This is a genomic window from Mesocryomonas lacus (assembly GCF_055730135.2).
In genome coordinates, this window is sequence record NZ_JBUZWE020000011.1 from 1 (window position 1) to 21,721 (window position 21,721).

Here is a 21,721-nt window from a genome sequence, read left to right on the forward strand (position 1 = left end):
GACGCAAGTCCGTCCAAAGGGAATGACGCGGCGGAGTCCCCGGCGGCCAGCGCTCTCAGGCCGAGATCAACGGCCCTTTAACGCGCCCCGTACCAATGCCGCAATCCCTGCATCAATCTCAGCAGACTTCAAGCGACGCTTCGTCTCAGAATCGGGACGGGGAGGGGGGGACTTCGACGCCTTCGGCGTCGCAGGTGCTACGGGACGCGGGATCGCCGGCTGGCCCGCCTCGTGCCAGGCCCGGAACACCGCAACGTCGAAAAGCCACGGCGCCTTGCCGCTCGGACGCGATGCGCCAGGGATCAGGCCGGCTTCGGCCTTCTTCTTCCATTCGCGCGACGTCCCGCCGAAATCGACGGCGATGTTGCGGGCGGTTAGCTGCTTGGCCATGTCACTCTCCGTCTCTCACGCGAACCCGGTTGGAAACCGGTCCGCCGGCTCGTCTCGGTGCGGACGAAAGTCGTTACCGAGGGGGAGGGCCTTCGGCCACCGCCGTCACACCGCCAAGGGCCATGCTGGCATAGCGCAGAGCCTTGCCATTCGCCATGCTCTCCGGCTCTCCGGCTCTTTGTAACTGCGGAGAGCACATGCTTGCTGTGCCCGCAGGAGGGCGGCACGAACAGTCTCAGTCGAGAGCGCGCGCCTCGGAGGCGAGCATGATCGGGATGCCGTCACGAATGGGGTAAGCGAGACGTGCGGCGCGCGAGACCAGCTCATTGCGCGCGGCATCATAGGTCAGCTGCGCCTTCGTCAGCGGGCAGACGAGGAGTTCGAGGAGCTTCGGGTCGGGACGTCGGGCAAGATCACTCATCCCTTCTTCTAACCCACCTCTGTGTTTAGCAAAAGCGGTTCTCAGCACGCATATGAGCGGAGGACGCGGGCGCGTTAAATAGCGCACCAGCGCGGGCTAAGCCCCTGACGGCTTGAACACAACAGCGGTTTTATCCAAGACCAATTGGCAGGCGTGAGCCTCGTGGCGGAGAGGACTGATCCATGCCGCTATTGAAGCGTCTGGCCGCCGTCTTCGGAGTTCTCGCGGGCGATGGCGATCTCGGTCAGCGCGATCAAGGTCTCGGCGCGCGTTTTTAGATCGGGCGCCTCCAGCAGCGCCTGCTTTTCGGCGGCACCGTAAGGCGACATCATGCACAGCGCGTTGACCAAGGTCTCGTTCGACGCCTTGGTGACGCTCTCCCAGTCGGCTTCGAGTTGATTGGCGTCGAGGTAGAGACGGAAGGCTTTCAGCAGCCCGTCGCGGTCCACGTCGCCGGCGCCATGGCCAAGGTCAAGATCGCCGATAAAGGCAGCCAGCCGGCAGACGCGGTAGGGCACGCCTGTCTCCAACTCCTCGAGCACACGGAACCTGGCGATGCCATGCAGATTGATGACGTAGCGTCCGTCGCCGCTCTCGGTGATGGAGGTGATGCGGCCGAGGCAGCCGACCTTGGCGAGCTCCGGCTCGCCATTCTCTCGACGGGCGCCATCGAGGCGCGGCTGGATCATGCCGATGACGCGTTGATCCTTCAGCGCCTCGTCGACCATTGCGAGGTAGCGCGGCTCGAAGATATTGAGGGGCATCTGACCGCCGGGCAGCAGCAGCGACCCGGTCAGCGGGAAGACCGGCACCACCTCGGGCAGGTCGGACTCGCGGGTGTAGTTGGTATTGCCAGCGTGAACCAAAGTGGGCCTCCGTCTCCAACCATCGATGTGGCGCAGGCGGCGGCAAACTCAAGGGACGGGCCGATCACAGATGCCGTAGCGCGGGGACCTTTTCGGCGCCGCCGGAAAGAGTCGGGTTGGGTGTGGGCAGGCGTGCAGGGGCGCGCTGTGGCACGCCCCTCACCATCTCAAGCGAACAGCAGCGTCGACAGGCGCTTGCGCGCGTCGCGGGTGGCGGGATCGGCGCCACCCCAGGCCTCGAAGAATTCAAGCAGCTTTTTGCGCGCGCCGTCGTCGGTCCAGGTCCGGTCGCGGCGGACGATTTCGAGCAGCTGGCGTGCAGCCTCAGCGCGCTCGCCCTTGGCCTGTGCGATCAGCGCGAGGTCGAAGCGGGCCTGATGGTCGTCGGGATCGGCGGTGAGGGCCGCCTCAAGGGCCGCGCTGTCGCCGAGCGCCGAGATTTCCTCCTGCAGCTTCAGCTTGGTCCGCACGGTCGCGAGGATCGGATCGGCGGCCTTGTCGGCCGGGACCTGATCGAGGACCAGCCGAGCGTGGACGGCATCGCCGGCTGAGAGATAACATTCCGCAAGACCTGCGGCCGCCGCGAGATCCCCAGGCGCGTGCTGCAGGATGGCGGCGAAGATCTCAGCGGCATTGCCGGCGTCGCCGGCCGCCAGCAGCGCCTGGGCTTCGACGAGGGCCGCGGCGAGCGGATCCTCGGCCGGTCCCGCGGGGCCCGCCACGCGGTCGATGAAAGCCGTCACCTCGCTTTCCGGCAAGGCGCCCATGAAGCCGTCGACCGGCTGTCCGTCGACGAACGCGAAGACGGCTGGGATCGACTGCACGCCGAGCTGGCCGGCAATCGAGGGATGTTCGTCGATGTTCATCTTCACCAGCTTGACGCGGCCGCCGGCGGCGGTGACCGCCCGCTCGAGGATCGGCGTCAGCTGCTTGCAGGGACCGCACCAGGGCGCCCAGAAATCGACCAGCACCGGCTGCTCGCGGGAAGCGGCGACGACGTCGGCGCCAAAACCGGCCGTCGTCGTGTCCTTGATCAGCGGTCCGCCGGCAGCAGCGCCGGTTGAGCCGGGCGCGGTTGCGGCAGGCGCCTCCCGCGGGGCCGCCCCGCTGAGGCCGGCGGTCTGCGTGCCATAGCTCGAACCGTAGGGATTTTGGCTCATCTCAGTTTCCTTCGCTTGCCGGTTCGGCCGGTCGGATCGGGGTCTCGTCGAGGGAGACGACCAGCGGCGCATGGCCGGTGGCCGCCAGGAAGGCGAGGAGGTCGTCGCGGGCGATCGTCGTCGTCGCGGTGTTGACCAGCGGATGGCAGTTGAGCCTCTCATGCGTGAGGAGGCCGGCATCGAGCACCACCCGCACCTGGTGGCCGGTATCGTTGACGACGCCAAAAGCGGTGACCGAGCCCGGCGATACGCCCAGCAGCGCCTGCATCTGGTCGGCGCCGGCAAAGGACAGCCGCCCTTGCGCGCCGATCGTCTTGTGCAGCGTCTTCAGGTCGACCGTGCGGTTCTCCTCGGCGACGACGAGGAAGATCGTGCCCTTCTTGTCCTTTAGGAAGAGGTTCTTGGTATGGCCGCCGGGGATCGCCCCGCGCAGTGCCTGGCTTTCCTCGACCGTGTGCAAGGCTTCATGGTCCACCGTCGTTGTGGCGATGCCCTGCCGGTCGAGGAAGGCGAAGAGGTTCTCGCGGGAGAGGCTCATGGATACTCGCATTCGGCGCCGCATGGGCAGTGTGACCGAGGTAGCGGCAGAGGCTCGGCGGATCAAGGGCGGGGCGGGGCCTTGGGGCATCCCCAGCAAGGGGCGCCAGAGAAAAGTGCAGGCGCCTTGCGGAAAATCCGCCAGAAAGTCGCTCTCCCCTGTTGCATTCACCCGGTCATTCCGTCATACAGCGCCAGTCCGCGGCAGAGACCGCCGCGGGGAGCGGGCGGGCGTAGCTCAGGGGTAGAGCACAACCTTGCCAAGGTTGGGGTCGAGGGTTCGAATCCCTTCGCCCGCTCCAATTTTCTTCCCAAACATCTTCGTTACATTGCTTCAGGGCTCGCGCAGGCGGGCCTTTTTGCTGTTTGGCTTGATGCTCTTGGAATGCTGATGTCTCCGGAACTGGACGCATGGCCTTTGCCTGGCACATGATGCGGCATGTGCACCCTCTACAGCATTACCAAGGGCCAGGCGGCCATCCTCGAGTTCACCCGGGCGATGCGCGACCGCACCGGCAACCTCCCGCCCATGCCCGGCATCTTCCCTGATCAGCCGGCCCCGATCGTTCGCACGGTCGAGGGCGAGCGCGAGCTGTCGCTGGTGCGGTGGGGCATGCCGACGTCGTCGCAGGAACTGTTCCGGAAGGCGAAGCTGCGGGCCGAGAAGCTCGAGGCGAAGGGCAAGCCCGTCGACTTCCACGCCCTCTTGAGGGCTGAGCCCGATGGCGGCACCACCAATGTCCGCAACACCGCATCGAAGCACTGGCTGCGCTGGCTTGGGCCCCAGAACCGCTGTCTGGTGCCGTTCACCTCTTTTAGCGAATACGACGCCGTCACCAAGGTGCCGATCTGGTTCGCCGGTAACGAAAGTCGCCCCCTGATGGTGTTCGCCGGCATCTGGACGACTTGGACATCGGTCAGGAAGGTGAAGGAGGGCGAGATCACAACCGACCTCTTCGGCTTCCTTACGACTGAACCCAACGAGACCGTCGGCGCCGTTCATCCGAAGGCGATGCCGGTGATCCTGACGACGGCCGAGGAGATGGACGTCTGGATGCGGGCAGAATGGTCGGAGGCGAAGGAATTGCAGAGGCCGCTGCCGGATGGCGTTCTCGAGATCGTCGCGCGCGGCGACAGAAAGGATCCGACCGAATGATCTACCGCATTGCCGAGTACATCGACCGCGTTGAACGGGAGAGGCCCCAGCTCTATCGGTTCATGACGTCCATCTGGCCACTGCTGGGCCTTGCCACCATTGCTGCTCTGGCGGCCTGGACCCTCGGAATGATCGGCTAGGTCTGCGACTTGGGAGCAGGCTGGCGCGGAAGCCTGCCTTCAAGGGTAGTGTCGCTTACTTTTCCGGGAGGAATGGCGCACCGACGATCCTGATACCGCTTTCCGTACGACGGACAGCAGGCTCGGTTTTCGTGTCATCGACGGCTGGCTGACGAGCATCTGGCTGAGGAGTCCCGGCACGCGAGCCTTCGGTCCCTGCCACGAGGATGGCCTGCTCTGGGGCACCAAGCCTGCTGACTTTCGCATGCTCATGCGCCAAGGAAGGCATTGCACTGAGGATCAAGGTAGCAGTGCCCGCCATGGCTACAGCGATGAAATGCATAAGTTTCTTCCGTCCGAACATGACATAGTCAGCCACCAAACACGGTTCGCCAGCGTCGGTTCCGTCCGTTCCAAACTTGCCGAGTTTTTAGGATAACTCCGTTGCCGAGCTGCTCCGGCGCCCGCTCTAGCCCGGCCGAACCGGGCGATTTGGAACAAAATACGATGTCGTCGCCATGGACATCGCCGCATCCCTAAACCCGCCGGGCATCCGGATCGCGCCATCCACTGCTGACGCATCACTCAGCGGCAGGATAGTCGGGGTCGAGGGCAGGCGGCATGTGGCTTGGGCAACCCTTTCCAGGGTTTGTCAGGCCGTTCGGCAAAAGCGGACAGACAGGTGGGTTACCACATGCGACGACCGTGTGATTCCCAGCTGGAAGAAGATACCAACGTCGACGGTGTCCGATACTCGCCTTATCAGCGCTGAGCCCGAGCTGCGAGTATCCTGCTGGTTGAGGCTGCATCCGCGGGACGACCGAACATAAAGCCTTGACCGAGGACGCACCCCATTTCCTGAGAGCGGGTTGCCTGGTTTTTTGTCTCGATGCCTTCTGCAACAACGCGGATATCCAGTCGACGACCGATCCGTATCAGTGCCTCGACGATGACCTCGCTAGGCAGATCGTTATGCAGGCGATCAACAAACGACTTGTCGATCTTGATGATGTCGACGGGGAATGTCCTTAAATGTGTCAGGGACGCAAATCCCGTTCCGAAGTCGTCGAGCGCGACCAGCAGGCCCCGCTGCCGCAACCGTTCGATTGCCTCGATGATACCGCTCGTTAGACCGTCCATGAAGACGGCTTCCGTTATCTCGAGGACGATGTGTTTCAGAGGTACCCGTTTGCTGTCGAAGGCTTCGGAAAACAATTGCTCCAAGTCACCCCGCGCAAAGTCCACGGCCGAAAGATTGATGCCGACATGCTGGAACATAAGGCCGCTGTCGATCCAGCAACGAAGGTCATGGGCTACCTGAGCAAGCATTTGGCGCGTCAGCCGGCTGGCAAGCAAGCGCTCTGAGAAAACCTCCTGAAAGCATCCTGCGGCCAACACCGCGCCGTCGTTTGCGATGACCCTAGAAAGCGCCTCAAGGCCGACAACCTCCTCGGTGTCGAGCCTGACCAGCGGCTGGTAGAAGGTCGCTACGCGGCCTTCATCCAAGGCGCACGCCATCGTTTCGACGACGTTCGCCGTTCGGATCAAGGCGGAACGGAATGCGGAATCAAAGGGCGCGTAGCCGCCACGATGGTTCGCCTTTGCCTGCTGCAGAGCCAGCCCAGCATTCTGACGAAGGGTGCAACCGTCATCCCCGTCGGCACCAAACAGGGCGCCGCCAACGGATACCTGCGGCTTCCCGCCACCAAATCCTGGCATCGTCATGCTCGCCAGAACATCGAAGGCAATCGACTGAAGATCGAAATGGCTCGAGCAGCCAAGGCAGATAATGGCAAACTCGTCGCTGCTCAGCCGAAAGACGCAGTCCCCGGCCGACAGCGCTTGGAGGCGGGCCGCGACCTCGCAGATCACCTGATCGCCGGCTGCGTGGCCTTTTGTGTCGTTCGTTCGCTTGAGGTGATCGATATCGAGCAGGAGGAGCCCAAAGTCCGACCCTTTAGCTTGTGCAAGGCGTTCAAGCACCTGGGTAAAAGACTGCCGGTTTGGAAGCGCCGTCATCTCATCATAGAAGGCGAGACGGTGTGAACGCTGCCGGCTATCCGCAAGCTCCTGGCTGACAAATGATGAAACGTTCGGTTCGAAACTCTCGAGCATGCTCATCTGCAACCTTCTCAAGGACAAGGGCGAATGCGTCGCTGGATCTGTGCGAATTGAGGCCACCAGCGGCGCAAGCCGCCAGTGGCCCCGATGGCCGCTACTGAAGGAGCTTGCAGAGTTGAACCAGACTGAACTCGAAGCCGTTCGGGTCGCCGAGAACACCGCGACACTGACGCTTCATAGCGCGCTGTTCTCTGCTGCTCATCTCACTGTAGCGTTGCAGTCCCCGTGCCACGACCGCGGTGGGCCTGCCGATCCCGCGAATTCCGCGGTTGCCGGTGAGGATGCCAGTGCTTGCCCCCGGCACGGGATTGGCCTTTCCAACGCCCAGGCCGTTTGGCGTGCCGGAGCCATTGGCTGCGCCGCCTGACGCGTTATTAAGAGTGCCAGCGCCACTGCCACCGCCCGAACTCGAATTGGTGGAGGTGCTGCGGGTGCTGTCGCCAAGGGAAGCGCCGACGCCGATACCGGAGTTTCCGCCAACGCTAGCATCAACGCCGGCATTGACGCCTTGCCCGCCACCAACGGAGGCCCCAAGGCCGGCATTGACGCCCTGAGATCCGCCGATGGAGGCGCCGCCGCCGGCATTCACACCGTCGCCACCGCCGATCGAGGCTCCGGCACCGGCGTTGATACCGCTCGAATCGCCGACAGACGCTCCCAAACCGGCGTTCACTCCGTCTGATCCGCCAAGCGAAGCACCAACACCAGCGTTGACACCGCGGCTTCCGCCTGCCGATACGCCGGCGCCGACGCCCAGGCCGCCGGAACCACCGACGGCGTTACCGAGGCCACCGACCGCACCACCGACAGCGTTTCCCACGCCGCCGACGGCTCCGCCGAGTCCACCAAGGCCACCGCCGCCTGCGCCGCCCCGGCTTGAACCACCGCCAGCGAACTCAGCTTGCGAAGGGCTTGAAAGAGTAACAATGCTGCACGCCAGGATAGCTGCAGTCACACGTAACATACGGTTTTGCATCGCTTTATTCTCCCAGTGCGTAAATTGCACTGACAACCCAAGCGATTATTAGCCTGCAACATTCCGGAGAACGAAGGGCTAGGATTAACGGTAAGTTAGTACCAAAAGTTGACGTTTTGGAACCTGGCTTTCCTGCTTGCATACCCCAGAGCCTGCAACCCCTGGGCTGCGGCAAATCTGATGATCAGGTACGGAAAGCGGAGTGCCCGCGGTGCGGCTGGAGCCGGGGCGCCGGATTCGGCGGCGGCGGGCCGGCTTTCTGCGGTTTGGGGCTGCGTAAAGCCTTTGAAGCGGCTATGTCCCGTCATGGAGATGTAATCAACCCGGCCGTGCCGTTCCCCTCACGGAACCTGCGGCCCGCCGAGGAGAGACCGATATGGCGAGAAAACCGAATTTCGACTTCGAGCGCCAGGAGCGCGACAAGGCCAAGGCCGCCAAGAAGGCCGCCAAGCTCGACGCCCGGACGGCGAAGAAGGAAGAGGGCCAGCCCGAAGACGCCCCGGCCGACACCGAAGAGTGACGGCGGCCCCGTCCAACGACGCCTGACGGCGCCCGCCGACGCCTGTTGAACAAGCCGGGCGCCAGCCTGGCGCCTGACGGCGCCGGGTCTCGGGCTTGCGAGGAGCCGCCCAGGCCCTTGTTTCGACCCTGGCCCCAGACCGCGGGCGCTTCCCTCACCCTTGGCTCGGACGGTCCGCCGATCGCCCCAAATTTTCTGGACGTGGACGGCCGGCAAATCCATCCCCACGCAGCCTCGCCATGGCATCTCGGCCGCCAAGCGCAGACCGCGCACCGGCGGGAAAGCATTCCGCGTGGCTGCAGGACGCCGGAGGGATGGACGATGAAGACGACACCAGACGAGTTTCCCGAGGTCATCGCCGATATCGACTACCGCATCGAGCAGACCTGGCTGAAGATCAGGCGCGAGGCGGCCCTCAGGCAGGCCAAGCGCGAGCGTGTGGAAGGCCCGGCCGTGGATTTCCGCGAGATCAGCGGCACGTCCGCGGCGATCGTCGACCACATCTGGTCCTACGTCCTCGACATCTGCCGTTCCCGCCAGATCCGCCCGGCCGTCCTCGTGCCGCAGGCCGCGACGTCGCTGCGCTATCTCTGCCGCGCGCTCGTCGACTACGGCCGCGAGCGGCAGGAGGCAGGTGGCGACGCCCGCCAGATCAAGACCGCAGCCAACCGCGCCGCGCAAACCGTGCAGAAACACATTGAGGTCACCGCGCGCGAGGCCATGCTCGGCTATGCCGGCGGAAAACCGGTGTTTCCGCGTGCGGACTGGCCCGACAGCTGGATCAAGGCCAGCACCCGCAAGGCGCTGGCGGCTGGCCTCTTTCTGCTCGGCATGCTGGCCGGGGGCATTGTGACGAAGGCTTTCGGAAACCTTCTTCCTTGAGCGTTGCCGGCGGCCCGCGGCCTCGCATGGCTGACGGCGCCTTTCGTCGGTTCTGTCGGAAACGGGAATCTTCCGCTCACTTTTAGTTGAAGAAACTTTGCGGCGGTCACGGCGTACTCACCTGAATAGCTCAGTGGAGTGCAGCATGAGTTCCTTCCTCGACGAGGTTGCCGTCATCCTCGGCGCCCAGGCTGCACTGTCCGAAACCGATCGAGAGATCATCGAGGCGATGATCGACATTGGCACGGAAAAGTCCGAGATCGCCGCGACATTCGGCTACGCGCCCGCGCAGGTCGAGGCGGTTGCCGAGGAGCAAGCGAAATCCTCCAGCACCAAAGCCGTTCGCACGGATCGCTAGATCATTGTCTCTGGAGAACGTCGGACGGTCGGATATCCCTTCGACCTTCGCCCTCTTTCGCTCATCGCCATGAACCTTGTTTTCGCCGGGCAAGCGACAAGGTGCATGAACCTGCGGACATGAAAAAGGGCGCAGCCTGCGCCGCGCCCTTCGACCGTCATCCCTTTGATGAATGTTACTCCGCAGCCTTGACGGCGAGCTGGCGTTCGCTGCCGAGCACTGCATGCAGCCGCTCCTCGTCGAGCTCGCCTTCCCAGCGGGCGACGACGAGCGTCGCCACGGCATTGCCGACGAGGTTGGTGAGGGCGCGGCATTCCGACATGAAGCGGTCGACGCCGAGGATCAGCGCCATGCCGGCGACCGGCACCGAGGGCACGACGGAGAGCGTTGCCGCCAGCGTGATGAAGCCGGCGCCGGTGATGCCGGCAGCGCCCTTCGACGACAGCATGGCGACCAGCAGCAGCAGGACCTGATCCCAGAGCGACAGCTCGATGTTCGTCGCCTGGGCGATGAACAGGGCCGCCAGCGTCATATAGATGTTGGTGCCGTCGAGGTTGAAGGAGTAGCCGGTCGGGATGACGAGGCCAACGACCGACTTCTTGGCGCCGGCATTCTCCATCTTCTCCATGAGGGTCGGCAGCGCCGCCTCGGAGGACGAGGTGCCGAGGACGAGCAGCAGCTCTTCCTTAATGTAGCTGAGGAGCTTGAAGATCGAGAAGCCGTTGTAGCGGCAGACGGCGCCGAGGATCAGCACCACGAACAGCAAGGAGGTGAGGTAGAAGGTGCCGACCAGCATCGCCAGGTTGGCAACCGAGCCGATGCCGTATTTGCCGATGGTGAAGGCCATGGCGCCGAAAGCGCCGATCGGGGCGGCCTTCATCAGGATCGCGACCAGGCGGAAGAACGGCGCCGAGAGCGCCTGCAGGAAGGACAGGACCGGCGCACCCTTCTCGCCAACCATGGCAAGCGAGATGCCGAACAGCACGGCGAAGAACAGCACCTGCAGGATGTCGCCGGTGGCGAACGCCCCGACGATGGTGTTCGGGATGATGTTCATCAGGAAGCCGACGATCGACTGGTCGTGCGCCTTCGAGGAGTAGTCGGCGACGGCGCTGGCATCGAGCGAGTTCGGATCGATGTTCAGCCCGGCACCCGGCTGCACAAGGTTCGCGACGATAAGGCCGACGACCAGCGCAAGGGTCGAGAAGGTGAGGAAGTAGGCCATGGCCTTGCCGACGACGCGGCCGACCTTCTTCAGATCGCTCATCGCGGCGATGCCAGTGGTCACCGTCAGGAAGATCACCGGGGCGATGATCATCTTCACCAGTTTGATGAAGGCGTCACCCAGCGGCTTCAGGCTTTCGCCGAGGGAAGGGTAGAAGTGGCCGAGCAGAATGCCGAGGGCGATCGCGGTCAATACCTGGACATAAAGTTGCCGGTACAAGGGCTTGCGGGCCACCGGCTCGCCGGTCTTGCTCAAATCGATTTCCATGAAACGTCTCTCCTCGACAGCGTCGCGGGCAGCCTGACCCCGCAAGGTCTGCCGCCCGGCCTGCAGCGCGCGATACGCCATGCGTGCCGCCCTGTCGACCCTTTGACCGAGATGTGAGGGCCTTCCGGCGGTGCCGGAAGGGGGTGGCGGGGCGGCCCTAACGCTCGCCGCGCAGCTCTGCCGCTTCCTCCGCCACGCCCGGCTCTAGCGGCCGCGGGCTGAGGTCGACGCCATCGGCGAGCCGGTCGACCACCTCCTGCAGGGCGGTGACGCGGGTATACTTCTTGTGGTTGGCGGCGATCAGCTTCCAGGGCGCAACCTCGGTCGAGGTCTTGTCGAGCATGGTCTCGGCCGCCTCGACATAGGCGTCCCACTTCGAGCGGTTGCGAAAATCCTCGACGCTGAGCTTCCAGCGCTTCAACGGATCGTCCATCCGCTTCAGGAAGCGCTGCAGCTGCTCGTCCTTGGTGATGGCGAGGAAGATCTTGACGATGCGGGTGCCGTTGTCGGCGAGCTGCTTCTCGAAGTCGTTGATCTCCGCATAGGCCCGCCGCCATTCCGCTTCCATGGCGAAGCCTTCGACGCGCTCGACCAGCACGCGGCCATACCAGGAGCGATCGAACACCGCGATCTCGCCCTTCCCCGGAAGCCGCTCCCAGAAGCGCTTGAGGTAATGGTGTTTCGCCTCGGACGGGGTCGGGGCGGCGATCGGCCAGACGCGGAAGCCACGGGGATCGAGGACGTTCGACATGCGGCGGATGGCGCCGCCCTTGCCGGCGGCATCCCAGCCCTCGAGCACGATCACCGCGCTGCGGCCGGAATGCAGATAGGCTTGCTGGATCCGCACCAGGGTCAGCTGAAGGTCGCTGAGCCTGGTTTCGTAATGGCCCTTGGCCATGCTGGTGCTCATGTCGAGATCAGCCAGTCGGTGCTTCTTGGCCATGCGCCCTCTCCCTCAGTTGACGCGATCATCGCTGTAGCTGCCCGCAAGCGCAAGCTGTGCGCCTCTAGAGCAGGCCATGTCAAAGCCCGGCGCAGCAGCGATTGTCCGGCGATAGGGTAGCGAAAACCGCCTTGTGTGTTCAGCGCGCATTCAGCCGGCGAGGCCCAGATTTCGACGCAGAAATTCGCCATTCCTTTCGCCGGGAAAGGCATATTCGCCACCCCCGTCTGGTCGCTCAAGGATCACAGCATGCGCACCTCCCTCAAGGCTCTTATCCTCGGCCTCGGGCTCCTTATTCCCGGCGCCGCGATGGCCGCCTCCAGCGCCGTCGTCACCGGCGACCTCAACGTGCGCACCGGGCCGGGGCCCGGCTACCAGCGTTATGGCACCATCCCGGCCGGCGACGAGGTCACCGTCTACGGCTGCCTTGCCGGCTACAACTGGTGCGACATCGACTGGGCGGGCGGCCGCGGCTGGGTCTCCGGAAATTACCTGTTGACGCTCGGGCGGCAGTATTACCGGCGGCCGCTCTCGAGCGTCGGCGTCTATGTCGGCGTGCCCGTCCTCGGCTTCGACCCCTACGACTATCACCGCCGCTATTACACCGGCCGGTCCTGGTACCATGACCGCTATCTCGACGGCCCGCGCCGCGGCCCCGACCGGCGGGACTTCCGCGGCCCGCCGCGCGAGGATCGCTACGAGGGGCGCTATGACGGGCGTTATGATGGACGAGACGGCGGGCGCTTTGATCGGCGCGACGATCGCCGGGATGACCGGTTCGATGAGGGGCGCGACGACCGCCGCGACCGCGGCGACGAGCGTTTCGGGCGGCGCGGCGAAAACTTCGAGCGCGGCGATAACGACCGCTTCGACAATGATCGCTTCGATCCGCGCCGGGGTCCGGAGGGCCGCGACGGTGATCGCTTCGGCTCCCGGTCGGATGACGGCGATTTCCGCGACGGCCGCCGCGGGCCAGATGGCGACGATCGCCGGGGCCGCCGCGTCCCCATCGAGCAGCAGGATTTCTGATCGTTCAGCATTGGCGAACGAATCGTCTTGAGGAAGGCAAGCAGCCGGGTCAGCAGGCCCGGCTGCGACAGAACCGACGAACCTTGGCCCGGCGGCGATGCGTGCCGATTGTCAACGCAGCGTTGACAACTACCCCCTCGCGCCCAGCTTTGTGAGAGCCCGCCGGAGGGCCAGATGGAGGGCACACCAGCCTCGAAGGGATTTCGACATGCTCGACCAGATCAAGGGCCTCCACCACGTCACCTCGATGGCCGCCAATGCCCGCGAGAACAACGCTTTCTTCACCGACACGCTGGGCCTCCGCCGGGTGAAGAAGACGGTGAATTTCGACTCGCCGGACGTCTATCACCTCTACTACGGCGACGAGACCGGCAGCCCCGGCTCGGTGATGACCTATTTCCCGTTCCCGGATGCGGCGCGCGGCACGCCCGGTGCGGGTGAGGTCGCGACCACCGCCTTCGCCGTTCCGAAAGGCGCGCTCGGCCTCTGGGAGACTCGGCTCTCGTCCGCGGGCGTCGCCGGGCTCTCGCGCGACACCGCCTTCGGCGCCGAGCGGATGCATTTTGCAGGTCCCGATGGCGAGGGGTTCTCGCTGATCGAGGGCGACGACGATCGCGCGCCCTTCCTCGGTGGCGGCGTCGATGCCGATGCGGCGGTGCGTGGTTTCCATTCCGTCCAGCTACGGCTGCGCGACGGCGGCGCCACCGAAGAGCTTTTGAAGTTCATGGGCTATGAGGAAGTCGACCGGTCCGGTGCCGTCACCCGGCTGCAGGTGCCCGGCGGGACCGCCGGGATCATCGACATCGAGACGCTGCCGGGTGCGCCGAGGGCGCGGCAAGGGGCAGGCTCCGTCCACCACGTCGCCTTCGCCGTCGAGAACCGGGCCGCGCAGCTCGCGGTGCGCCAGGCGCTGCTGGATACCGGCTACCAGGTCACCCCGGTGATCGACCGCGACTATTTCTGGGCGATCTACTTCCGCACCCCCGGCGGGGTGCTGTTCGAGGTGGCCACCAACGAGCCGGGCTTCGACCGCGACGAGCCGCTCGCCCATCTCGGCGAGAGGCTGATGCTGCCGACCCGCTACGAGCCCTCGCGTGCCGCCATCGAGGCGCACCTGCCGCCGCTCGGCGACGCAACCTGACCAGAACTTCCCGGCGGGCGACCGCCGGGAAGTTCGCATGATGCCGTGCCGAAGCCTGGGCGTTCGCACGCCGGGCGACGGCCAAAGGAGGTTTCCCATGGACTACCGCCATCACCACCAGCCCGCCGCGACGCCGGGCGCGCCAACGTTTTTCCTGTTCCACGGGACCGGGGGCGACGAGACGCAGTTCCTTGACCTTGCCCGGCAGATCCTGCCCGAGGCCGGGCTCGTCTCGCCGCGCGGCGACGTGCTGGAGATGGGGGCGGCGCGCTTCTTCCGCCGCCTCGCCGAGGGCCGCTACGACATGGACGACCTCGCCCGCGCGACGGAGAAGATGCGCCGCTTTGTCGCCAGCAAGCGTCCGGCCCCTTCCGCAACCGCAACGCTGCCGAAGACGCTCGGGCTCGGCTATTCCAACGGCGCCAACATCTTGGCCACCACGCTCTTCGCCGACCCCGCTCTGTTCGATGCCGTGGTGCTGATGCACCCGCTCATTCCCTTCGAGCCGGAGATCGCGCCCGGGATGGCCGGCAGGCGCGTGCTGATCACCGCCGGGCGGCAGGACCCGATCTGTCCGCCGGCGCTGACCGAGCGGCTAGCGGAGAGCCTTTCGGCCGCCGGCGCTTTGGTCGAGACGGTCTGGCACCCCGGCGGCCATGAGATCCGCGATGCCGAGATCCAGGCGGCCGCCGCCTTCCTGCGCGACGCCGGAGAGGCGCAAGGTCAAGCCGCATGAGCGGGATCGAACGGCAGGACTCGGAGGGCAAGGGCAGCTATTCCCTCGGTGGGCCCGGCGGCGCGGTGGCTAGGCTGACCTTCTCCAAGGCCGGCGCGACGATGATCATCATCGACAGCACCGAGGTCCCCGACGCGTTCCGCGGCCAGGGCGCCGGCGTATCGCTCGTCGCCCGTGCGGTCGAGGACGCCCGCGCCGCGGGGCTGAAGATCATCCCGCTCTGCCCGTTTGCCGCGGCGCAGTTTAAGCGCCATCCGGAATGGGCCGACGTCCTGAAATAGCCAGCCCCGGCGCGTAGCGGACTTCTCCAAGGGCCGCTTCCACTTGCCGCCGGAGGAAGACGCCGAGTTCAACCCGCGGCCGGACCCGGTGCGGATCCGGCCGGGGACCTGACGCCCTCACTGGAAGTTCCGGCCTCTCGGCAGCACCGCGCGCGCTTCCCGGTCGGGGGCGACGTGCGCATAGTCCGCCGGCAGGGCCTGCTCGCCCGACTCCCGCCACACCGCCTTGCGGAGTTCGTCGAGACGCCGCCGGTGCAGGCGGCCCTCGTCGATCGGCCGGCGGACCTCGTCGGCGCGCGACAAGAGGCCGCCGAGCGTGTTCTCGGGACTGGGCGGGATGCTGCCGCCATCCCGCCGCTTGACCGGGCCGGGCCGCAGCGGGCTGCGGACATGGTCGGCCGGCGCCATATGGCTGGCGGTGTCGAGCCCGCCGGTCGCGATGTGCATCAGGAGGCCGGTGAGGTCTTCGATCTCGTCGGCGACGACATGGATGACGCCGCGGTCGGACTGCATCCGGCCGGTCACCTTGACGAAGCGGGCGCCGAGCACGATCGGCCGCAGCCGCTCGAACACTTTCGGCCAGACGATGATGTTGGCCACCCCGGTCTCGTCCTCGATGGTCATGAAGATCACGCCCTTCGCCGAGCCCGGCCGCTGCCGCACCAAAACGAGGCCGGAGACGGTGACGCGCCGCCCCGAGGGCAGCGTTTCCAGCGTCTGGTTGGTCAGCACCCTCTGCCGCCGCAAGGTCTCGCGGACAAAGAAGACGGGGTGCGCCTTCAGCGACAGCGAGATGAAGCGGTAGTCGTTGATCACCTCCTCGCCCATCGGCATCGGCGGCAGCGCCGCGTCCGGCTCCTTCTGCAGGTCCTGCGCCGCGGCGCTCTCGAACAGCGGCAGCCGCTCGGCAGCGCCTTTCGGGTCGAGCGCCTGCGCCGCCCAAAGCGCGTCGCGGCGCGACAGGCCGAGCCCGGCAAAGGCGTCGGCATCGGCCAGCCGCTCCATCGCCCCGCGGTCGAGGCCCGAGCGCAGCCAGAGGTCGCGTACGGAATCATAGGCGCCGGTCTCCGCCCGGATCGCCACCAGCCGCGCCATCTCCGCCTCCGACAGCCCCTTCACTTGCCGGAAGCCGAGCCGCACGGCGTGCTTCGAGCGGATTGCGTCCTGCATCTCCCGGTGTCGGCGCTGCAGCTGCGCAGGGTCGAAGGGGGCTTCCTCGAGCGTGCAGTCCCAGTCCGAGCGGTTGACGTCCACGGCGCGCACCGCGATGCCGTGATCGCGGACGTCGCGGACGATCTGCGCGGGGGCGTAGAAGCCCATCGGCTGGGCATTGATCAGCGCGGCGGCGAAGACGTCGGGATAATGGCACTTCATCCAGCAGGAGGCGTAGACCAGGAGCGCGAAGGAGGCGGCGTGGCTCTCGGGAAAGCCGTATTCGCCGAACCCCTCGATCTGCCGGAAGCAGCGCTCGGCGAACTCCCTTGTGTAATCCCGGGCGACCATGCCGTCGATCATCTTCTGGCGGAAGGTCGAGAGCTTGCCGGAGCGCTTGAACGTCGCCATCGCCCGGCGCAGCTGGTCGGCCTCGCCGGGCGTGAAGCCGGCGGCGACGATGGCGATCTGCATCGCCTGTTCCTGGAACAGCGGCACGCCGAGCGTGCGCTTCAGCACCTCGTAGAGCGCCGGGCTCTCGTAGACCGGCTTCTCCAGCCCCATCCGGCGCTTCAGATAGGGGTGCACCATGTCGCCCTGGATCGGCCCCGGCCGCACGATCGCGACCTCGATGACGAGGTCGTAGAAGGCATTGGGCTTCAGCTTCGGCAGCATGGTCATCTGGGCACGGGACTCGATCTGGAACACGCCGAGCGTGTCGGCCCGGTGTGTCATCTTCCAGGTCGGCCCGTCCGGCGGCTCCTTTGGCAAGGTCGCCAGGGTGTAGGCTTCGCCGTAATGCTTCTTGATGAGGTCGAAGCCGCGGCGCAGGCACGACAGCATGCCGAGCGCCAGAATGTCGATCTTGAGGATCTTCAGCTCGTCGAGGTCGTCCTTGTCCCATTCGACGATGGTCCGGCCCTTGGCGCCGGTGTTGAGGATCGGCACCGTCTCGTCGATCCGCCCGCGCGTCAGCACGAAGCCGCCGACATGCTGCGAGAGATGGCGCGGAAACCCCATCAGCTCCGAGGCGAAGGAGAGGACGTTGGCGGTGGTCGCATCGGTGGCAGCAAGGCCGGCGGCCGCGGCCTCCCGCTCGCCGAGATCGCTGGAGGAATAGCCCCAGACCGAGCCGGACAGGGCGGAGACCGCATCGTCCGAAAGGCCAAAGGCCTTGCCGACCTCGCGCGCCGCCGAGCGGGCGCGGTAGGTGATGACGGTCGCGGCGATCGCGGCATTGTCGCGGCCGTACTCCTGGTAGATCCAGTTGATGATCTCGTCGCGCCGCTCGTGCTCGAAGTCGATGTCGATGTCCGGCGGCTCGTCGCGCTCGGGCGAGATGAAGCGCTCGAACAGGAGGCCGGTGATCTCCGGGTCCACCTCGGTGATGCCGAGGCAGTAGCAGACGGTGGAGTTGGCCGCCGAGCCGCGCCCTTGGCAGAGGATCCGCATCTTGCGCGCCGCCAGGACGATGCGGTGGACGGTGAGGAAATAGGGCTCGTATTGCAGCGTCCGGATGATCGCCAGCTCGTGCTCGATCTGGTCGAGGACCTTCTGCGGCACGCCGCGGGGATAGCGCCAGCGCGCGCCGATGGCGGCGAGGTGGCTCAGTTCCTCGGCCGGTGTGCGGGCGAGCTTCAGCGCCTCGTCGGGATATTCGTATTTCAGGCTCTTCAGGTCGAACTGCAGCTCGCCGAAGAAGCGCAGGCTCTCTGTCACAGCGCCAGGGTGGTCGCGGAACAGCGCCGCCATCTCGTCCGCCGACTTGATGTGCCGCTCGGCGTTCCGGGCGAGCTGCAGCCCGGCCTCGGCGAGGGGCACATGCAGGCGGATCGCGGTCAGCACGTCCTGCATCCGCTGCCGCTCCGGCGCGTGGTAGAACACGTCATTGGTGGCGACGAGCGGGGTCTTGCAGGTGCGCGCAAGGCTTGCGGCCCGGGCGAACCGGCGCTGGTCGGTGCCGTCATGGCAAGGCGCGACGGCGAGCCGCACCGCTTTGCCAAAAGCGTTGGCTAGCGGCGAGAGCACGCCGCGCGCCCCTTGCACTGCTGCCTCGGCTGCCATGCTGTCGAGATCGCCGAGGCCCGCGGGCGCGAGCACGGCAAGGTTCAGCCCCTCGCCCCATTCCAAGAGGTCGGCAAGAAAGAGATCGCAGCTGCCCTTGTCGGCCCGCAGGTTGCCGGTGGTCAGCAAGCGGCAGAGCCGGCCCCAGCCGGCGCGGTCGCGGGGATAGGCGAGGATATCGGGCGTGCCGTCGGCAAACACCAGCCTTGCCCCCGGCGCGAAGCGGAACCCCGCCTCGCGCGCCGCCTGGTAGCCGCGCACCACGCCGGCGACCGTGTTGCGGTCGGCAAGGCCCATGCCGGCAAGGCCCCGGCCTTGCGCCGCCAGCACCAGTTCCGGCGGCTGCGAGGCGCCGCGCAGGAAGGAGAAATTGCTGGCGACGCCGATCTCGGCGAAGCCCTGTAGGCCCGACATCACGCAAAGATCCCATGCAGGTACCAGGCCGCGACCGGCGGCACGGGGATCGCGGGATCCACCACCTCGCCGTGAAAACCTTTGCGGAACAGCCAGTAGCGACGGCCGTCGGCATCCTCGATGCGGAAATAGTCGCGCGTCCGCTCGGCCTCGCCGCGCCACCATTCCGGCGCGATCCGCTCCGGCCCCTCGAACTTGCGCACGACATGCAGCGCCCGGCGCCAGCGAAAGTTCAGCGGCACGCCGTCGGGGACGGCGAAGGTTGCCTCCACCGGCTCGGGCACCGGCAACAGCCGCACCGGCCGCAGCCCGTCGAACGGGTGCAGGACGATCGCCGTCTCCGGCCGCGGCGCAGCGCGTCCCTTGCGCACGGGGCTCTGCAAGGCGGCGGACTTTTTGTCATCCGGCAAGGTTTCGGCGCGACTCTCCGCGGCCGCGGATGAAACCGTACCAGAGGCCGTTTCCGGTACCGCGTCCGCCGCATTCGCCGAAGCAGGGGCCAGCGCCGTGGACGCCATGCCAGGCGCGGCTGCGGCAGCGCGCGGCACCGCGGACGCAGCGCCCGCCACAGCTGACCTAGTGCCCGCCACCGCGGACGCAGCGCCGGGCGCTGCTGGCGCAGCGCCGGGGATGACCGGGGCGAGGCGCATGGCGCGCTCCGGCCAATGGCTGTCGACCGGCTCCATGCCGAGCACGGCGCTCTCGCCGAGCCGGGCACCGATGCGGTCGATCAGGCCCTGCAGGTCGCCGGTCGCCGCGCTCGGCGGCGCGAGGTCCGCCTGGCATTCGGCCATCGCCTCCGCCTTCACCACCGAGAGGCGGACGAGGTCGTAGCCGAAGCCGATGTCGCGCTCGTCGCCGAATCCCTTCAACCGCTCGCGGAAGAGAACGCCGATGCGTCCCGACGCGCGGATCGGCGCCGAGGCTGAGACGGCGAGCCGCTCCACCGCGCCGTCGACCCGGAACAACGCCAGTTCCAGCTGGCGGGCGCCTTCGCCGCGCTTCTCCAGAAGGGCCGCCAGCCGGTCGGCGAGGAGCAGGATGATGCGCTGGATGTCCTCGACCTGGCTGATCGGCTCGGCAAAGCGCCGCTCGGCGATGAGGGCGGGGATGGCGAGGCGCGGGCTGATCGGCCGGCGCGCCGTGCCCATGGCGGCATCCAGCCGCTCCAGAAGCTCGGCGCCGAAGCGGCGGGTGAGGCTGGCGCGGGGCAGCGCCGCGATGTCCCCGATGGTCTTCAGGCCGAGCCGCTCCAGCATCGCGGCGAGATCGCCAGCGAGCCGCAGCGTACGGATCGACAGGGGGGCGAGCGCTTCGGCCTCGCCGCCCGGCTCGATCTGGCAGCCAGGCGCGCCGTCGACCAGCGCTAGGGCCGTGCCGGCCTGCTGGGCGATCGCCGTGGCGGCGGCAAATCCCTGGCGCGTCAGGCGGCCGGCGAGGTCGTCGCGCAGCGCCGTCTCGCCGCCGAAGAGATGCGCGCAACCGGAAATGTCGAGCAGCAGGCCGCGCGGCGCATCGAGCGCCACCAGCGGCGTGTAGCGGTCGCACCAGTCGGCGATGGCGGCGAGCAGGCGCCGGTCGGCGGCGGGGTCGGCGGGCTGGATGTCGAGGCCTGGAAACCGGGCGCGCGCTTCGGCAAGGCCAAGCCCGCGCTGCAGGCCGAGTGCCGTCGCCTGTTCGCAGAGCGCCGAGATGCGGTCAGCCTGGGCAAGGCGCTCGTAGAGCACCAGCGGCGCCGGTCCGTCCGCGGTGTCCGCCGGCGTTCCCGCACCCGGCCGCTCGGGGCTGCCCGTCCGCGGGCCGGGACCACCGGCCTCAGGACGCGCGGCGGAGCGCCAGGAGCGTCCCAGCCGGTCGCGCCTGATCCGGTCGGTCGACAGGAAGGGCAGCGCGATCGCGAGAATGCGGCTCGGCGGGTGCTTGAAAACGGCGTTCATGCGGGTTCCATTCCAGGAGCAGGTGGTACGGGCGGCCGTCGCGGGATTTCTCGACGGTGATGGCAAAGACGGGGTGGCCGATGAGTTTGGCGCCGTCGCCGATCCCGGTGACATCGGCGGCGGGCGCGGGCGCGGGCGCGATGCGCAGCCGGAGCGGCGCGGCGGTGGCCTCGGCCCGGCCACTCTGGCGCAGAAGGAGAAGCGGCGTGCCGGCGTCGCGCGCCCGCACGTGCAGCCGGCGCGTTCCCTCAAGCCCAAGCCGGCCGGGATTGCCGCGGACCTCGAGGATGGTCAGCGCGGCGGCGGCCGAGCGGGCGGCCTCCTCACCGGCCCAGATCGCCTCCTCCAGCCGGCGGGTGCGCACCAGCAGCAGAGCGCCGGCCGTGAGCCCATGGCCTGAAAGGCCGGGAAGATACGGCATGCCGCCCTCGGAAAAGCCGAGATTGGCGCCGATCCACAGCGCCGGCCGGCCGGCCCGCGCGCCGAACAGCACGGCCAGCGCCAGCACGAAACCGGCGCCGCTGCCGCTGCCGCGGGTGTCGTCGACATGGATTTCGGTCAGTCCGGGCTGGCGCAGGCTGGCGGCGAGGCCCGCAAAGCCGGGCCCGGCGGCCTCGTCCTGTGCCGCCAGAGGCGCAGCCAATCCGGCCGGCCGCGCCCACGCCGCGGCGTCGCCGCAGGCTGCCGGACTGGCGGCCCTTGCGGGTGGCCCGTCGCGCAGCCCGGCCGGCCGCTCAGGCTCCGTCGCCGGCACCAGCCGGTGCACCGGGCGTCCCTCGATCCGGGCAATGCGCTCCTGCAGGTCAGCCAGCGTCGCAACCGTGGCGGTCCGGCCGGGAAGAAGCGGGGTTTTCGGCATGACAATCTCCCTCGGCCAGACGCAGGTCTGGTCGTTTCCGCCCTCTCCCGGAGAGCATCCGTTCCCTCACAAGGGACGTTGTTCCCTGTATGTTCCTATGGATTCCAGAGGGTCCCTTGAGAGTCAAGCGGAGTCTTTTTGTGGACTATCTTCCTTGATGTGATTCA

At 67.0% G+C, this 21,721-nt stretch carries 22 protein-coding genes and 1 tRNA gene; 10 read left to right on the plus strand and 13 right to left on the minus strand.

The annotated features are described in order from the left end of the window. Nucleotides 1-66: 66 nt before the first annotated feature. The 5 genes from ACZLZY_RS16915 to ACZLZY_RS16935 form a co-directional block, all read right to left on the minus strand. On the minus strand, nucleotides 67-390 hold the full coding sequence (locus ACZLZY_RS16915; protein ID WP_472935380.1) for a hypothetical protein: 324 nt from the start codon (nucleotides 388-390) through the stop codon (nucleotides 67-69). A gap of 235 nt (nucleotides 391-625) precedes the next feature. Beyond that, a complete protein-coding gene (locus tag ACZLZY_RS16920; protein WP_472935381.1) occupies nucleotides 626-811 on the minus strand; it encodes a Trm112 family protein in 186 nt (61 codons plus the stop codon). Nucleotides 812-999: 188 nt separating this feature from the next. After that, nucleotides 1,000-1,677, minus strand: a complete 678-nt coding sequence (locus tag ACZLZY_RS16925) for an LON peptidase substrate-binding domain-containing protein (RefSeq protein WP_472935382.1) — start codon at nucleotides 1,675-1,677, stop codon at nucleotides 1,000-1,002. A gap of 167 nt (nucleotides 1,678-1,844) precedes the next feature. Next, nucleotides 1,845-2,837 carry a tetratricopeptide repeat protein gene (locus ACZLZY_RS16930; RefSeq protein ID WP_472935383.1) on the minus strand — a complete coding sequence of 331 codons (993 nt, stop codon included), beginning with the start codon at nucleotides 2,835-2,837 and terminating at the stop codon, nucleotides 1,845-1,847. Between the two features lies 1 nt (nucleotide 2,838). Further along, nucleotides 2,839-3,375, minus strand: a complete 537-nt coding sequence (locus ACZLZY_RS16935; protein WP_472935384.1) for a prolyl-tRNA synthetase associated domain-containing protein — start codon at nucleotides 3,373-3,375, stop codon at nucleotides 2,839-2,841. 226 nt (nucleotides 3,376-3,601) lie between these two features. Between ACZLZY_RS16935 and ACZLZY_RS16940 the strand changes: the two genes are divergently transcribed. The 3 genes from ACZLZY_RS16940 (at nucleotide 3,602) to ACZLZY_RS16950 (ending at nucleotide 4,670) form a co-directional block, all read left to right on the plus strand. After that, nucleotides 3,602-3,676 (plus strand) — tRNA-Gly (locus ACZLZY_RS16940). Between the two features lie 137 nt (nucleotides 3,677-3,813). Further along, nucleotides 3,814-4,530: an SOS response-associated peptidase gene (locus ACZLZY_RS16945; RefSeq protein WP_472935385.1), complete on the plus strand. Its 717-nt coding sequence runs from the start codon at nucleotides 3,814-3,816 to the stop codon at nucleotides 4,528-4,530. Next, nucleotides 4,527-4,670 carry a hypothetical protein gene (locus tag ACZLZY_RS16950; protein ID WP_472935386.1) on the plus strand — a complete coding sequence of 48 codons (144 nt, stop codon included), beginning with the start codon at nucleotides 4,527-4,529 and terminating at the stop codon, nucleotides 4,668-4,670. The genes ACZLZY_RS16945 and ACZLZY_RS16950 overlap by 4 nt, the downstream gene beginning before the upstream one ends. Nucleotides 4,671-4,725: 55 nt before the next feature. Here ACZLZY_RS16950 and ACZLZY_RS16955 read toward each other — a convergent pair whose 3' ends face one another. From ACZLZY_RS16955 to ACZLZY_RS16965, 3 genes are all read right to left on the minus strand, one after another. Then, complete coding sequence (locus ACZLZY_RS16955) at nucleotides 4,726-5,028, minus strand: hypothetical protein (RefSeq protein WP_472935387.1); 303 nt, start codon at nucleotides 5,026-5,028, stop codon at nucleotides 4,726-4,728. A 383-nt stretch (nucleotides 5,029-5,411) separates the two neighbouring features. Then, a complete protein-coding gene (locus ACZLZY_RS16960) occupies nucleotides 5,412-6,770 on the minus strand; it encodes a putative bifunctional diguanylate cyclase/phosphodiesterase (protein ID WP_472935388.1) in 1,359 nt (452 codons plus the stop codon). 94 nt (nucleotides 6,771-6,864) lie between these two features. Then, entirely contained in the window at nucleotides 6,865-7,746 is an 882-nt protein-coding gene (locus ACZLZY_RS16965) for a hypothetical protein (protein WP_496253590.1), read from the minus strand. 376 nt (nucleotides 7,747-8,122) lie between these two features. Here ACZLZY_RS16965 and ACZLZY_RS16970 point away from each other — a divergent pair, with 376 nt between their 5' ends. The 3 genes from ACZLZY_RS16970 to ACZLZY_RS16980 all read left to right on the plus strand — a co-directional run bounded on the left by ACZLZY_RS16970 (nucleotide 8,123) and on the right by ACZLZY_RS16980 (nucleotide 9,506). Beyond that, nucleotides 8,123-8,266 (plus strand): hypothetical protein, encoded by a 144-nt coding sequence (locus ACZLZY_RS16970; RefSeq protein WP_472935391.1) that lies wholly within the window; start codon nucleotides 8,123-8,125, stop codon nucleotides 8,264-8,266. 321 nt (nucleotides 8,267-8,587) lie between these two features. Continuing rightward, complete coding sequence (locus ACZLZY_RS16975; protein WP_472935392.1) at nucleotides 8,588-9,148, plus strand: hypothetical protein; 561 nt, start codon at nucleotides 8,588-8,590, stop codon at nucleotides 9,146-9,148. A 145-nt stretch (nucleotides 9,149-9,293) separates the two neighbouring features. Beyond that, nucleotides 9,294-9,506: a hypothetical protein gene (locus ACZLZY_RS16980; RefSeq protein WP_472935393.1), complete on the plus strand. Its 213-nt coding sequence runs from the start codon at nucleotides 9,294-9,296 to the stop codon at nucleotides 9,504-9,506. A gap of 175 nt (nucleotides 9,507-9,681) precedes the next feature. Here the strand turns inward: ACZLZY_RS16980 and ACZLZY_RS16985 are convergent, their stop codons facing one another. Together ACZLZY_RS16985 and ACZLZY_RS16990 are read right to left on the minus strand one after the other, a co-directional pair. Beyond that, nucleotides 9,682-10,998 (minus strand): dicarboxylate/amino acid:cation symporter, encoded by a 1,317-nt coding sequence (locus tag ACZLZY_RS16985; RefSeq protein ID WP_472935394.1) that lies wholly within the window; start codon nucleotides 10,996-10,998, stop codon nucleotides 9,682-9,684. Nucleotides 10,999-11,155: 157 nt separating this feature from the next. Beyond that, nucleotides 11,156-11,941 carry a polyphosphate kinase 2 family protein gene (locus ACZLZY_RS16990; RefSeq protein ID WP_472935395.1) on the minus strand — a complete coding sequence of 262 codons (786 nt, stop codon included), beginning with the start codon at nucleotides 11,939-11,941 and terminating at the stop codon, nucleotides 11,156-11,158. A gap of 249 nt (nucleotides 11,942-12,190) precedes the next feature. Between ACZLZY_RS16990 and ACZLZY_RS16995 the strand changes: the two genes are divergently transcribed. The 4 genes from ACZLZY_RS16995 (at nucleotide 12,191) to ACZLZY_RS17010 (ending at nucleotide 15,128) form a co-directional block, all read left to right on the plus strand. After that, a complete protein-coding gene (locus tag ACZLZY_RS16995; protein ID WP_472935396.1) occupies nucleotides 12,191-12,970 on the plus strand; it encodes an SH3 domain-containing protein in 780 nt (259 codons plus the stop codon). Between the two features lie 208 nt (nucleotides 12,971-13,178). Next, nucleotides 13,179-14,111 (plus strand): ring-cleaving dioxygenase, encoded by a 933-nt coding sequence (locus ACZLZY_RS17000; RefSeq protein ID WP_472935397.1) that lies wholly within the window; start codon nucleotides 13,179-13,181, stop codon nucleotides 14,109-14,111. A gap of 97 nt (nucleotides 14,112-14,208) precedes the next feature. Further along, nucleotides 14,209-14,847: an alpha/beta hydrolase gene (locus tag ACZLZY_RS17005; protein WP_472935398.1), complete on the plus strand. Its 639-nt coding sequence runs from the start codon at nucleotides 14,209-14,211 to the stop codon at nucleotides 14,845-14,847. After that, nucleotides 14,844-15,128, plus strand: a complete 285-nt coding sequence (locus ACZLZY_RS17010; RefSeq protein WP_472935399.1) for a GNAT family N-acetyltransferase — start codon at nucleotides 14,844-14,846, stop codon at nucleotides 15,126-15,128. The genes ACZLZY_RS17005 and ACZLZY_RS17010 overlap by 4 nt, the downstream gene beginning before the upstream one ends. A 117-nt stretch (nucleotides 15,129-15,245) precedes the next feature. On the opposite strand, the gene ACZLZY_RS17015 is transcribed toward ACZLZY_RS17010, so the two are convergent. The 3 genes from ACZLZY_RS17015 to ACZLZY_RS17025 are packed head-to-tail and all read right to left on the minus strand — an operon-like array spanning nucleotide 15,246 to nucleotide 21,554. Further along, nucleotides 15,246-18,758, minus strand: a complete 3,513-nt coding sequence (locus ACZLZY_RS17015; protein WP_472935400.1) for an error-prone DNA polymerase — start codon at nucleotides 18,756-18,758, stop codon at nucleotides 15,246-15,248. Next, nucleotides 18,758-20,662, minus strand: coding sequence for a Y-family DNA polymerase (locus ACZLZY_RS17020; RefSeq protein WP_472935595.1), 1,905 nt, complete (start codon nucleotides 20,660-20,662; stop codon nucleotides 18,758-18,760). Before ACZLZY_RS17020 ends, ACZLZY_RS17015 begins: the two co-directional genes overlap by 1 nt. Then, the gene (locus ACZLZY_RS17025; protein WP_472935401.1) at nucleotides 20,574-21,554 is read right to left on the minus strand and encodes an ImuA family protein; all 981 of its coding nucleotides are present in this window, start codon (nucleotides 21,552-21,554) and stop codon (nucleotides 20,574-20,576) included. The genes ACZLZY_RS17020 and ACZLZY_RS17025 overlap by 89 nt, the downstream gene beginning before the upstream one ends. Nucleotides 21,555-21,721 lie beyond the last annotated feature (167 nt).